Raw genomic sequence first — 11,413 nt, 5'->3', positions numbered from 1 at the left:
TTTGTGGAGATATCATATGGGTGATTCGAGGAAAAATCCCTCTGCTAAGGATATAAAAATATTGTTTTCAAAAGCAGCAGGACGCTGTTCTTTTAGAGATTGCCGTAAAAATATTGTTCTTGATACGGATGATGATGGGAGCATAAATCAGATTGGACAAATTGCTCATATTGTGGCACATAGTTCTAAAGGGCCACGTGGGGATGAAAATTATACTGATAAAGAACTGAATTGCTATGATAATTACATTCTTCTCTGTCCAACCTGTCATAAAATAGTGGATGAACAACCGGAGAAATATTCGGTCGATGTGCTCCGGAAGATAAAAACAGAACATGAAAACTGGGTTTCAGATCAACTTGAAATATCAGTTGCTAAAGTTGATTTTGCAGAATTAGAAATTGCTGCTAAAGCAATATCTTCGGGAGAGAATTTTGAAGGCAGTGATTATACGGTTATCTCTCCTGAAGAAAAGATATTGAAGAATGGTCTGGGGAAGAGATCAAGGCGGCTGATTTCAATGGGTTTATGTGGTAGTGGAGAGGTAAGTAAATATTTATCCGAGATGTCAAAACTAGATCCTGATTTCCCTGATAGGTTAAAAAATGGCTTTAAAAAGAAGTACCTCGAATTAAACAGGGAGTTTTCCGGAGATGATCTCTTCATGGAGATGCTTACACATTTTCAGGGTGCTGAACATGACTTTGGGCAGGATGCCGCCCGTCTGGTTATCCTGACTCATATGTTTGAAATCTGTGAGGTATTTGAAAAATGATACTGCCAAATAAATATATCAAAGAAGATGAAGCTTTAATCGGTGTTGGTGCAATATTACTGAAGTATTTATCCTGTGAAAAAAATCTGTCGGAGTTATGGGATTCTGTCAGGAATTCTTCTCAGATTGGCAGTTTTGAGCGTTTTATTCTTTCACTGGATTTATTATATTCATTAGGTCTCATTGAATTTAAAAATAATAAGCTTGTGAGGGTTAAATTATGATTCATGGGCTATATGCCAGTGATAAGAGGTTTAAATCAGTTATATTTAATGAAGGTCTTAATATTATTGTTGCTGACCGGAAGGAAGACTCCGGCAGTAAAGATTCACGTAACGGACTTGGGAAAACCTCACTGTTAAATATCATTCATTTCTGTCTTGGTTCGGATTTGGAAAAATCATCTCTGCCGGTTGAAGATATTTCTGACTGGACTTTTTATATTGATATTGATCTTGGTGGTGAAAAAATTACTGCCGGCCGGAGTATTGGGGACCCTGGAATTATATGTGTTGATGGTAGTAATCTTTTAAATCTTCCATTGGTTCCTGAATATAATGAAAACAAGGGGTTTTACTATTATAAGCATAAAGACTGGAAAAATCTTCTTGGAATCTCTCTTTTTAATATTCCATCCACAACTCATATTAAATATATGCCGACTTTCAGAACTCTGATTTCATATTTTATCCGTACTGGTATAGATGCCTACAGTACTCCTTTTAGTTTTTATAAAAACCAGAGTGCCATACAAATACAGGTTGCAAATGCCTTTTTATTGGGTATGAACTGGCTTCATCCGATTGAAGTACAGAAATTAAAAGAGAAAGAAAAATCAATAAAAATGGTTGATGGTGCTATTAAGTCGGGTATGAGACCATCAAAGGGCGAACTTGAGGCAGAGAAAGTCAGGCTTCAGCATGAACTTGAGATTGAGGAGAAAGCTTTGAGTACGTTCAAAGTTCATCCTCAGTATCGTGTAATTCAGGAAAAAGCAGATAGTTTAACCAAAAGTATTCATCTGTTGGCAGATGAAAATATAATTCTACGAAGAAAACTGGACAGGTATGAGGAATCAGTCCAGTCCGAAAAAGCACCTGATAATTTATCAGTAGCAGATCTGTATGAGGAGGCCGGGCTTCATTTTAGTTCTGCCTTAAAAAAAACTCTTGAGGAAACAAGAAACTTTCATAATGAAATTGTCCGTAACAGAAAACTCTTTTTAGAGGCTGAGATTGAGGCAATTAAAAATAAAATTGGTAATAATGAAAAATATATGGAGAATATCTCATCTGAACGCGCTGAAATAATGGAGGTATTAAGTACGCACCATGCACTTGAAGAATATTCTATGCTTCAGAATAGAGTTACTGAAAAAAAAGTCCATTTAGAGAAAACATTACAGATGATCTCTGAGATTCAGGAAATGTCAGAGAAGAAAAAGGAAATCAGATCTGAAAGAATAGAGCTGGATTCTAAAATTCAACGCGATTTTGAAGAATCACGTCCCCGGTGGGAGAAAGCAGTTAATGGTTTTAATGATAATTCTCAGGCTCTTTACAATGAACCTGGCTATCTGATAATTAATACTCCTGATGGTGGTAGAGTTTCAGGCAATGCTTACAGTTTCGATGTAGATATTCCGCGTAGTAATAGTGAAGGTGTTGGGAAGATGAAAATATTCTGCTATGATTTGATGCTGGTGGATATATTTTCCGTTTCTGGTGGTATTGATTTTTTGATTCATGACAGTACTATGTTTGATGGTGTAGATTCCCGTCAAATAGCACATGCTCTGGAACATGGACATTATAAGGCTAGAGAATCAGGATTTCAATACATTTGCACATTTAATTCGGATATGATTCCGTACTCTGATTTAAGTGATGACTTTAAAGCAGATGATTTTATCTGTCTGAGACTTAATGATAAAAATCCGGAAGATTCGCTATTTGGTTTCCAGTTTGAGTTAAGTAAGAGAAATACCGGCATATGAATGATTCATGGGTTGTAGATGTGGACTTAAAACGAGAATATAGATTTTTTGTGTGTATAAATTGCGGATAATTGAGATCACCGGAAGAAAAGATGAATAATAATCCAGTTCAGCAGAAGGCAGATTCAATTGATTATGATTATGAGAATGACAGTTTGTTTTTGTATACAAAAGGAATGGGGTATAAACAGTCATTAAATCTGGATAATATAATTGTTGATTTTGATGATAAATATCAGATAAAAGGTGTTGAAATACTTGGGGCCTCTGAAAAATTTGGTGTTTCTAAATTTGAATTAAGGAAACCCGAAGAGATTAAGATTTATCTCGAAATATCTGAAAATGTGGTTGAACTCAGCGTCAATCTTACTCTTGAAAGAAGAAACCGGCATGTCCCTAAAGTAATCTCTGTAACAGGACTTAATGAGTCTAATATCCCATCCGGAAAAATGGCACTGTCATGCTGAATTTTTGTTTTTGATAGTCTTATGGTTGCAACCTGCCAGTGCCAATGTCCTGGGATTTTGAATATAGGAGTAATCATATGAAACAGTCCGATTTAGCTCTTCAGATAGCCGCCGGAGAGGACAGCACTCATCAGTTTAAGGTTGATGTACGTAGTGGTGAGTCCATAGCAGCAGAGATGGCAGCTTTTGCCAATTCAAAGGGTGGCACAATATACATTGGGGTTGCTGATGATAGTAATGTTCCGGGTCTGACAAAAGAGGATGTTTCCCGGATAAATCAGCTTATAAGCAATGCCGCCAGCCAGCAGGTCAGAAGTCCGCTTTCTGTACATACTGAAAATGTTGTCCTTGAAACCGGAAGAGTAGTGATTGTACTTACTGTTCCTAAGGGCATATACAAACCTTATTTTGATAAGAATGGTGTAATCTGGCTGAAAACCGGTTCAGACAAACGAAGGATCAATTCAAAGGAGGAACTGCGCCGGTTGTTTCAGGTGACTGATCAGTTCCATGCAGATGAAGTTCCAACTAAAGCAGGTATTGATAAGCTTGATAATATTCGCTTCCGCGACTTTTTAAAAAGTGCATATAAACAGGATGTGCCATCATCTTCTGAAGAACTTATCAGACTTTTGCAGAATATGAATCTTGCAACTGATGATGGGATGCTGAATCTTGCAGGTGTGCTGATGTTTGCCGAAAGGCCCGAATGGGTAAAACCACAGTTTATTGTCAAGGCAATATGCTATCCGGGAAATGATATTCATATCAGTGAATATCTGGATACGGAAAATTATGAAGGTCCTTTTCAGAAAGTCTTTGAAAGTTCTCTTGCTTTTATCATGCGCAATCTGCACAAGGTTCAGGCCGGACGTGGAATTAATTCTCCGGGACTCCCTGAGGTTCCGGAAAGTGTCTTTGAGGAACTGCTTGTAAATGCACTGGTTCATCGTGATTATTTTGTGAGTGCACCGATCCGTATTTTTATTTTTGATAACCGGATAGAGATTATAAGTCCTGGTCATCTTCCCAATAATTTGACGGTGGAGAAGATTAGGACAGGTAATTCAAATATAAGAAACCCGATTCTTGTATCCTATGTGGCGAAGGGGCTGTTGCCGTATCATGGGCTTGGTTCAGGAATAAAGCGTGCACTTGAACAGTGGCCCGATATTGACTTTGAGGACGATCGTGAAGGCTGTAAGTTCACTGTTACGGTTCACCGAAAAGTTCAGGGGGTATTGCTGGGGATGGAGGAACATGATGAAATAAAAGGTCAGGGAGGAGTTTTATCGGGTCTACACGGTGACCTTTTAAAATCCAATTTTGACCTTATAAATGTAATTAAATCAAATCCTCGGAGTGACTATAAAGCATTGGCAAAATCTGTTGGGGTAAGTGAAGCAACAGTTAAACGGCATATTCAGAAATTAAAGAATGCAGGCATTTTGAGACGTATTGGGTCGAAAAAGACAGGGCACTGGGAAATAATCTCTGATGGTGCGGGTCAGGCTAAAGATCAATGATTTTTGTGGTGGCTCATTTGGGTGTTCATCAATAAGTTCACCAAAATGTGTGATATATTGTGGTTTAAAAGGTCAAAATATTGGTTTATCGGGTCAACGCTGTGACCTTTTAATTTTGACCTCTTAATCATTTGGTTTCTGGTTGGTTTTCTCACTCCCCGTTCTCAACAAGCGTCTTTGAGATGATGTATTCACCTTTGGCTTCTCTTGTTGAACCTATTATGAGCCACTTCTCCTCACCGTGCTCTTCCACATAGCCACAGGCCTTTATTAACTCTCCATCAAGCGCCTGTCCGCTGTATGTATGTGTGAATGAGAGCACCTTTGAGATCTCTTCATGATCCACAGAGTATATGGCAGGGCTGTCAAACGAGAATGAGGCATCGGTAACTGTGGCCTCAATCTCCATCTTTCCGGTGACTCTGCCCTTGCTGACCGCAATTCTGTTCAGATCTTCATAGTCGCGGGTGTAGAGCAGGTCAAAATAAGTCCCGTCAATCTCACCACGGTTCCACTTCCTCTTCTCATGGAGTATAAAAGTTTCATAATCAATCTCCGGAATACGCTTGTTGTAAACCTTCTTCCAGAGTTCTTCGGAAAGAGGTGAGGCTTCCCCCTTCTTAACGGCAGATATCAGGTTTTTCTGGGCCAAAAACCAGTATTTGCCGTAAACGACCATATCAATATCCGAAACATCATTCTCAAGCCCGAGAAGGAGAGATCCTGTGCATCCGGCCCTGCCTTTAGGGACATCAAAAATCCTGAGCAGTTTTTTGACTCTGTTGTCCCTCTCTGCAATTTTTTCAACCTCAACTTCCGGTTTGAAAACTCTCTTAATGTCCTCAGGGGGCACCCTGTGAACCACGTCCAGATATTCCGGTTTATATTTCCTGATATACTCAAAGGCCGGCTCAAAATCATATTTCCTGTATTTTATCCCTTCCGGAGAGGTTCTTTCTCCCTCTTCATCAGGGACATATCTTAATACTCCGCCTGCCTTTGTCTCATTGTCATATGCCGAGACTGCATAGAGGCATCCGTCATTATCCTCAAAAAAATCTCTCAGTCTTATAGGTTTCATCTTTAAATTCCGTGTTCTGCCAGATATTTGCCTATTTTCTCAATATCACTGCCTGCCCTGATTATACTGCCTGATTTTAAATCAATAACTGTACTCGGCGTTCCGGGAAGTCTTCCGCCGTCAATAAATATATCATGGACAACATTCACCTGTGAGAACTCAACCGGAGATATGTGCCCTGAGATATTTGCACTCGTTGATGTTATCGGACAGTCAAACCCGCTGATCAGCTCAAGTGCAGTCTCATGCGCCGGCATTCTTATGCCGATAAGACCCGTTCCTCCGGTCAGTATGTCCGGTACGCACTTTGATGCCCTGACAACAACAGTCACAGGTCCGGGCATGAAATGCCGGATGAAATCCTCTTCCTTCTCCTCAAGAATAGTCACTGCATGGAGCATCTCCATATCTGACACCGCAATTGATATCGGCTTTGACAGTGACCTGTGCTTTGCATGGTAAACCTTCTCAACCGCATGGTCGGAGAATGCATCCCCGCCAAGACCATAGACTGTCTCAGTCGGATATACGACAAGGCCGTCTTTCTTTAAAACTTCTATTGCTTCTTCTGTTTTTTGGTTCAGAAATGCCGCCCCCTTACCCTGTATATGTCAAATACTGCCAGCTCACTTGCATGCATAACCGCAAAAACTCCTGCCTGTATCGGGTCGGTTACAACAAGGTCTGCGTGATCCGGCAGACTTCCTGCCATTGAGAGGGATATAACCGGAATTCCGTACTGCTTCACTCTCTCCACAACAGACACGATTGTGCCGCCCATCAGTGACCCTGCAAGGACCAGCACTGCAACTCTCGGGAGGCGTGATATTGCATCAATGGCAGCAGTCAGGTTCTTCTCTCCGACAACCGGAAATGTATCCACCGAAATTCTCTCTCCGCGGATATTATGCCTGTCTGCCTCATTGACTGCACCTAGCGCGACCTGTGCAACCTGTGCGCCTCCCCCGAATATTATAATCCTCTTTCCAAAGATCTGTGACAGCGGTCTGTAGGTCTTGATGTCATAAACCGTATCCAGTCCGAGAAGGCTCTCTTTAAGACTCTCATAATCTCCAATATCTCCGAATTCAAAATATAGGAGTGATCTGCCTCTGTCCGGCCCGAATGGGAGCACTGAAGACTGTACCATCTCAATATTTGCACCATTCTCTGCCATAACTTCAGATATGTCACGCAGAACTCCCTGTCTGTGCTCACAGATTATGCTTACAGCCCTAACCGAAATATCGCCTGATTCTGTCATATTCTAAAAATTTCCGAAAATTCCGGATTATATTCTCTTCAATAACCTTCTGATCAATTGATTTATAATTGATATAGATTTTATTGTATTGTTTTCTCTGTTCTTCAGTTGCAGTTTCCTGACATTTCACCGGTATAAACGGGAAGAGGTGTTATGTATTGCTGCCGCCCCGGAATAAATCCCTGCGATATTATTAATATCTCATCCATCCTAGTTTTATGAAGCACTTATCTTTGATAGTGCTGGCTTTTGTAAGTCCGACGTGTTCTGTACAACAGGCACTGCCTTATGGCTAGGGATTACAAAAAGGTCAGTATATGGCTCTTTTTGTGGACTTACAGTTGAATCCGGATGGTATTTGATACTTCAGAACCGGAAAAAGCGGGATATTAGTCAGTAATTGTCCCTGGGCAACTCTGCTGAATGCGCAATTAATCATGCGCAAAGGACGCAGATGCCCGTTAAAGTATCTTTTAAAATAAAGGTGGTGAAAAATGGCACGAATGCACGCCCGCAGGCGCGGTAAATCCGGCTCAGTCCGTCCACTCCGCACAGAAGCACCGGAATGGTCCAACAAGGACGCAGCAGAGATCATAAAGACAGTAGTAGAACTAAGAAAGGATGGCCTTTCAAGTGCCGCAATCGGTCTTGTCATGAGAGACAAGCACGGTGTTCCGAGTGTAAAACTCGCAACCGGTAAGAGAGTTGACCAGATTCTCGCAGACAACGGACTTGAATCCGATATTCCTGAAGATCTGAGAAATCTCATTGTAAAGGCACTTGGTATGAGAAAGCATCTCTCTGAGAATAAGAAAGATGTACACAACAAGCGTCAGCTTCACCTCACTGAGGCAAAGGTGCGCAGACTTGGTAAGTACTACGTAAGAACCGGCAAAATGCCAAAGGGATGGGCATACAAGCCTGATACTGCGGAGTTCCTGCTATCAAGATAATCTGATAATGTCCATCGAAGCCGCTGCGGAAATTCTGGCTGATAATTTATCCAAAGAGGATTTTGTCAGGGTATATGGCCACCATGATGCGGATGGAATAGCATCCGCCTCAATTATCTGCCATGCCCTCTCACGCCTTGGAAAAAAATATCACCTGACTATTAAATCCGGCATCAGTGCCGGGGATGTCAGTGACGAAATCCCCACAATACTGTGTGATTTCGGTTCATCACTCGAAGATCTTGCAGAGGGCGTGATGGTTGTTGATCACCATCTTCCCCGTTTTTCCGGAGAATTCCACGTAAATCCGAGACTGCACGGGATTGACGGAGATAACGAACTGTCATCTTCGGGTGCGGCATTTATTGTTGCAAACCGGATGGGTGACAACAGGGATCTCTGCGGACTTGCTCTGCTTGGCATAATCGGTGACGGTCAGAGAGTTACCGGAAAGAATGAAGAGATCATAACCGAAGGGATTGGAAATCAGTTCATAACTCCGGGAAGAGGCATTGCCCTTCCTGGCAGGGATACGGCTGAAAAGCTCTATACAGCAACCGATCCTTATCTCGCCGGAATAAGCGGTGATAAGGCTAAGGCTCTTGAGATTTCAAAGTCCGGTTCTGATCTGAAAAGTGATCCTGACAATATGCTCTCTTCAGTCATACTCGAGATTGCCGGTCAGTCAAGTCTTCATGCAATGCAGTCGGTCTGGGGAGATATATATGAGATTGAACGGGGCGTTATTCATGATGCACACACCCTTGCCGCAACTGTGGAAGGGTGCGGGCTTTCAGGGAGGGGCGGTCTTGGCGCCGCTTTATGCCTGCGTTCAGTCCGCTACAGGGAGATGGCGGAAGAGACTGCCGTATCATTCAGGCTTAACGTAATCTCCTCACTCAAAAGCGCAAAAAAACCGGATGAAAATCTTGGCCTTTTTGAGATTGACAACCCGAAGGTCTCGGGCAGTGTGGCGGATATTCTCTCAAAAGATCTCCTCTCAGATTCACCCGTATTTACGGTTGCGAGGAAGGATGACGGCGGATATAATATCTCTGCCCGGTGTCCTCCCGGTTATGGGCTGAATATCGGAGAGTTTCTCGAAAAACTTGCATCCGGGTGCGGTGGTACTGGCGGCGGTCATGTATCAAGAGGCGGTGCAACATTTCCGGAGTCCGGTTATCCGGCGTTCAGAAGAGGAATAGAGGGAGTGTTTGCATGAGTCTTCTCATCTCAGGAGAGATAAGGACATCTCATAAATTCCCGGAATGTGTCGCAGAGGCACTGTCAGCAGACAATCTGCTCTCAATGAGGACGGTTCCGGACGGAGTTTATGTCAGGACCACGGCAGAAGGAAATAAGCTGAGATCGGTGACAGCATCGGTGGACGATTATCTGATGAATCTCTCTGTTGCAGAGGATATATGCAATTGTGTATCTTTTGTTAAGGGGAGTAGCAGAAAATAATAAAAAAGGTGAATAAATGGCAGCAAGAAGAAAGTCAGTTGGAAGAAGAGTAGAGGGATGGAAGGCGAAGAGCTGGTACAAGGTATATGCTCCTGAAAATTTCGATAAAGCATACCTTGGCGACACCATCTCCAATGAACCTGAGAAGGTTTACGGAAGAGTAATGCAGACAACACTTGGTGAGATGACCCAGGATTATTCCAAGCAGAACATCAAGATGAGATTTAAAGTCAACAATGTAGCAGGAGATTCTGCATACACTGACTTTGTCGGTCATGAGGTTACAAAGGATTACCTCCGTGCAATGGTGAAGCGCAGAACATCAAGGATTGATTCAATCGTTCTTCTCACAACAAAGGACGGCAGAAAACTCAGGGTTACAACCACATGCTTTACAATTAACAGGGCTGATTCAAGTCAGGCGCATGCAATCAGGCAGGCAATAACAGATTCTGTTAAGGCAAGGGCTGCTGAGCTTTCTTATGAACAGTTTGTAAAGGAAATGGTTCTTGGCGACATCTCCCGTGAGGTATTTAAGCTCGTAAAGAAGATCCATCCTGTCCGCCGTGTTGAGGTCATTAAATCCAAGGGTATTGAAGCATCCTCGGTTTATGCACAGTAATTTAATCAACAAAATCAGATATATTTAAAGGAGCTGAAGATACAATGGGAAAAACAGGAACCACAACCTGGACTCAGATTAAGAGTGTTTCCGGACAGCTTAGGCTTGTCCCGCAGAAAGAAGCCGGGTATAAAAAACCAGGCCCAAACCAGCGTTTTAAATCCGGTGCAAAACTGAAGAAAGCTATCAGCAAGAGCCAGGATGCAGGACGCGGCAGAAGAGGGGGAAGACCTGCAAGAGGCCGCGGCAAACAGATTGATCCAAGATTCAGAAGGCGTATCAAGCGCTCTCCGGCATCAGTAAAAGGCACAAAGGGTTCAAAATAATATTTCCGGATATTATTTTGAAATTTTTTCTTAAACCTGTATTTCAGGGGAGGTTATTGTAATGAATTCTAATGAAGCAGTTCAGTCTTATCTTTTTGGTGAAAACGGGAAGCTGAATCTGATAACTGCATCACAGACCATTGCTGTTGTATCCGGACTTAAGGGTGCGGAGAAGAGCGGTGCAAAGAAAGTCCTGCTGATTCTGCTTGATTCATACTGGACCCAGCTTAATATTGCCGGGCAGAAGACCGGATTTAAAGAATTCGGTGAATCTGCGGATCTTATCGATAAGGCAAAGAAGCAGATTGAGGATGAGGATTTTGATGATGCAGTAATGACTCTCTCAATGGCAATTACAAAATGCACCACGCCTGCACAGTCGGCATGGACGGTACTGAGTGAAAATGAACTCATTTGATTTTCTGAATTTTGTCTCCACAAGATCTTCTGTGAGGGATTATTCGGAGACAGAGGTTTCTGATGAAGAGATCTCCGTTATAATTAAATGTGCTTCTGAAGCACCAAGTGCGGGCAACAGGGAGTCCTGGGATGTTATCATTGTCACAGATCCCGGGCTTAAAGAAGACCTCTCAGATGCGGCTTTCCAGCAGCAGCATCTCATATCGGCCCCTGTACTGCTTGTGGTATGTGCAAATTATGTGCGCTCCATGTCGCAGTACGGCGAGAGGGGAATTCTTTATGCAATTGAGGATGCTTCTATTGCATGTACATATATGATGCTTGCCGCACATTCAATGGGTCTTCAGACCTGCTGGACCGGTGCGTTTGATGATGAAGCTGTCCCGGAGATTCTGTCTCTGCCGCAGCATGCACGCCCGGTTGCCATACTGGCACTCGGAAGAGGGGTCGTTTCCGGAGAAAGACCGGAGAGGATGCCTGTAAATGAACATATTCATGAAGATGTCTGGTAGATAT

Annotated in this window: 15 protein-coding genes; 12 read left to right on the top strand and 3 right to left on the bottom strand. The window is 42.6% G+C overall.

The window, feature by feature from the left end; translation table 11 throughout:
• The first annotated feature begins 16 nt into the window (after nt 1-16).
• The 5 genes from METLIM_RS13320 to METLIM_RS13300 all read left to right on the top strand — a co-directional run bounded on the left by METLIM_RS13320 (nt 17) and on the right by METLIM_RS13300 (nt 4,764).
• Entirely contained in the window at nt 17-775 is a 759-nt protein-coding gene (locus METLIM_RS13320) for an ABC-three component system protein (protein WP_004079259.1), read from the top strand.
• Nucleotides 772-999, top strand: a complete 228-nt coding sequence (locus METLIM_RS13315) for an ABC-three component system middle component 6 (protein WP_004079257.1) — start codon at nt 772-774, stop codon at nt 997-999. The genes METLIM_RS13320 and METLIM_RS13315 overlap by 4 nt, the downstream gene beginning before the upstream one ends.
• Before the next feature lie 167 nt (nt 1,000-1,166).
• Nucleotides 1,167-2,771: a DUF2326 domain-containing protein gene (locus METLIM_RS13310; RefSeq protein ID WP_217177981.1), complete on the top strand. Its 1,605-nt coding sequence runs from the start codon at nt 1,167-1,169 to the stop codon at nt 2,769-2,771.
• Between the two features lie 92 nt (nt 2,772-2,863).
• Nucleotides 2,864-3,238, top strand: coding sequence for a DUF2283 domain-containing protein (locus METLIM_RS13305; protein WP_004079247.1), 375 nt, complete (start codon nt 2,864-2,866; stop codon nt 3,236-3,238).
• 77 nt (nt 3,239-3,315) lie between these two features.
• Nucleotides 3,316-4,764, top strand: coding sequence for an RNA-binding domain-containing protein (locus METLIM_RS13300; protein ID WP_004079245.1), 1,449 nt, complete (start codon nt 3,316-3,318; stop codon nt 4,762-4,764).
• A 151-nt stretch (nt 4,765-4,915) separates the two neighbouring features.
• Here the strand turns inward: METLIM_RS13300 and METLIM_RS13295 are convergent, their stop codons facing one another.
• Genes METLIM_RS13295 through METLIM_RS13285 form a run of 3 tightly spaced genes read right to left on the bottom strand, consistent with a single transcriptional unit; the run spans nt 4,916 to nt 7,109 of the window.
• Entirely contained in the window at nt 4,916-5,845 is a 930-nt protein-coding gene (locus METLIM_RS13295; protein WP_004079242.1) for a hypothetical protein, read from the bottom strand.
• A gap of 2 nt (nt 5,846-5,847) precedes the next feature.
• Nucleotides 5,848-6,429, bottom strand: coding sequence for an L-threonylcarbamoyladenylate synthase (locus METLIM_RS13290; RefSeq protein WP_004079240.1), 582 nt, complete (start codon nt 6,427-6,429; stop codon nt 5,848-5,850).
• Nucleotides 6,426-7,109 carry a DUF5612 domain-containing protein gene (locus tag METLIM_RS13285; protein WP_004079238.1) on the bottom strand — a complete coding sequence of 228 codons (684 nt, stop codon included), beginning with the start codon at nt 7,107-7,109 and terminating at the stop codon, nt 6,426-6,428. Before METLIM_RS13285 ends, METLIM_RS13290 begins: the two co-directional genes overlap by 4 nt.
• Before the next feature lie 494 nt (nt 7,110-7,603).
• On the opposite strand from METLIM_RS13285, the gene METLIM_RS13280 reads away from it, so the two are divergent.
• From METLIM_RS13280 to METLIM_RS13250, 7 genes are all read left to right on the top strand, one after another.
• The gene (locus METLIM_RS13280) at nt 7,604-8,062 is read left to right on the top strand and encodes a 30S ribosomal protein S15 (protein ID WP_004079232.1); all 459 of its coding nucleotides are present in this window, start codon (nt 7,604-7,606) and stop codon (nt 8,060-8,062) included.
• Between the two features lie 7 nt (nt 8,063-8,069).
• Nucleotides 8,070-9,284 carry a DHH family phosphoesterase gene (locus METLIM_RS13275; RefSeq protein WP_004079230.1) on the top strand — a complete coding sequence of 405 codons (1,215 nt, stop codon included), beginning with the start codon at nt 8,070-8,072 and terminating at the stop codon, nt 9,282-9,284.
• Nucleotides 9,281-9,529, top strand: a complete 249-nt coding sequence (locus METLIM_RS13270) for a KEOPS complex subunit Pcc1 (RefSeq protein ID WP_004079228.1) — start codon at nt 9,281-9,283, stop codon at nt 9,527-9,529. Before METLIM_RS13275 ends, METLIM_RS13270 begins: the two co-directional genes overlap by 4 nt.
• A 16-nt stretch (nt 9,530-9,545) precedes the next feature.
• Nucleotides 9,546-10,151 carry a 30S ribosomal protein S3ae gene (locus METLIM_RS13265; protein WP_004079225.1) on the top strand — a complete coding sequence of 202 codons (606 nt, stop codon included), beginning with the start codon at nt 9,546-9,548 and terminating at the stop codon, nt 10,149-10,151.
• A gap of 44 nt (nt 10,152-10,195) precedes the next feature.
• The gene (locus METLIM_RS13260) at nt 10,196-10,477 is read left to right on the top strand and encodes a DUF5350 domain-containing protein (protein ID WP_004079224.1); all 282 of its coding nucleotides are present in this window, start codon (nt 10,196-10,198) and stop codon (nt 10,475-10,477) included.
• A 61-nt stretch (nt 10,478-10,538) separates the two neighbouring features.
• On the top strand, nt 10,539-10,895 hold the full coding sequence (locus METLIM_RS13255) for a hypothetical protein (RefSeq protein WP_004079222.1): 357 nt from the start codon (nt 10,539-10,541) through the stop codon (nt 10,893-10,895).
• Nucleotides 10,882-11,409 (top strand): nitroreductase family protein, encoded by a 528-nt coding sequence (locus tag METLIM_RS13250; RefSeq protein ID WP_004079221.1) that lies wholly within the window; start codon nt 10,882-10,884, stop codon nt 11,407-11,409. The genes METLIM_RS13255 and METLIM_RS13250 overlap by 14 nt, the downstream gene beginning before the upstream one ends.
• Nucleotides 11,410-11,413 lie beyond the last annotated feature (4 nt).

The sequence above is a fragment of the Methanoplanus limicola DSM 2279 genome (assembly GCF_000243255.1).
In the GTDB taxonomy this organism is placed as follows: Archaea; Halobacteriota; Methanomicrobia; order Methanomicrobiales; family Methanomicrobiaceae; genus Methanoplanus; species Methanoplanus limicola.
The sequence above is the reverse complement of the archived record's forward strand: the minus strand, read 5'-3'. Positions and strand labels throughout refer to the sequence as shown.

Excerpts from the sequence above, each read along its gene's own strand:
- METLIM_RS13320 (WP_004079259.1), top strand. The coding sequence starts at position 17 with ATGGGTGATTCGAGGAAAAATCCCTCTGCTAAGGATATAAAAATATTG.
- METLIM_RS13315 (WP_004079257.1), top strand. The coding sequence starts at position 772 with ATGATACTGCCAAATAAATATATCAAAGAAGATGAAGCTTTAATCGGT.
- METLIM_RS13305 (WP_004079247.1), top strand. The coding sequence starts at position 2,864 with ATGAATAATAATCCAGTTCAGCAGAAGGCAGATTCAATTGATTATGAT.
- METLIM_RS13300 (WP_004079245.1), top strand. The coding sequence starts at position 3,316 with ATGAAACAGTCCGATTTAGCTCTTCAGATAGCCGCCGGAGAGGACAGC.
- METLIM_RS13295 (WP_004079242.1), bottom strand. The coding sequence starts at position 5,845 with ATGAAACCTATAAGACTGAGAGATTTTTTTGAGGATAATGACGGATGC.
- METLIM_RS13285 (WP_004079238.1), bottom strand. The coding sequence starts at position 7,109 with ATGACAGAATCAGGCGATATTTCGGTTAGGGCTGTAAGCATAATCTGT.
- METLIM_RS13280 (WP_004079232.1), top strand. The coding sequence starts at position 7,604 with ATGGCACGAATGCACGCCCGCAGGCGCGGTAAATCCGGCTCAGTCCGT.
- METLIM_RS13275 (WP_004079230.1), top strand. The coding sequence starts at position 8,070 with ATGTCCATCGAAGCCGCTGCGGAAATTCTGGCTGATAATTTATCCAAA.
- METLIM_RS13270 (WP_004079228.1), top strand. The coding sequence starts at position 9,281 with ATGAGTCTTCTCATCTCAGGAGAGATAAGGACATCTCATAAATTCCCG.
- METLIM_RS13265 (WP_004079225.1), top strand. The coding sequence starts at position 9,546 with ATGGCAGCAAGAAGAAAGTCAGTTGGAAGAAGAGTAGAGGGATGGAAG.
- METLIM_RS13260 (WP_004079224.1), top strand. The coding sequence starts at position 10,196 with ATGGGAAAAACAGGAACCACAACCTGGACTCAGATTAAGAGTGTTTCC.
- METLIM_RS13255 (WP_004079222.1), top strand. The coding sequence starts at position 10,539 with ATGAATTCTAATGAAGCAGTTCAGTCTTATCTTTTTGGTGAAAACGGG.
- METLIM_RS13250 (WP_004079221.1), top strand. The coding sequence starts at position 10,882 with ATGAACTCATTTGATTTTCTGAATTTTGTCTCCACAAGATCTTCTGTG.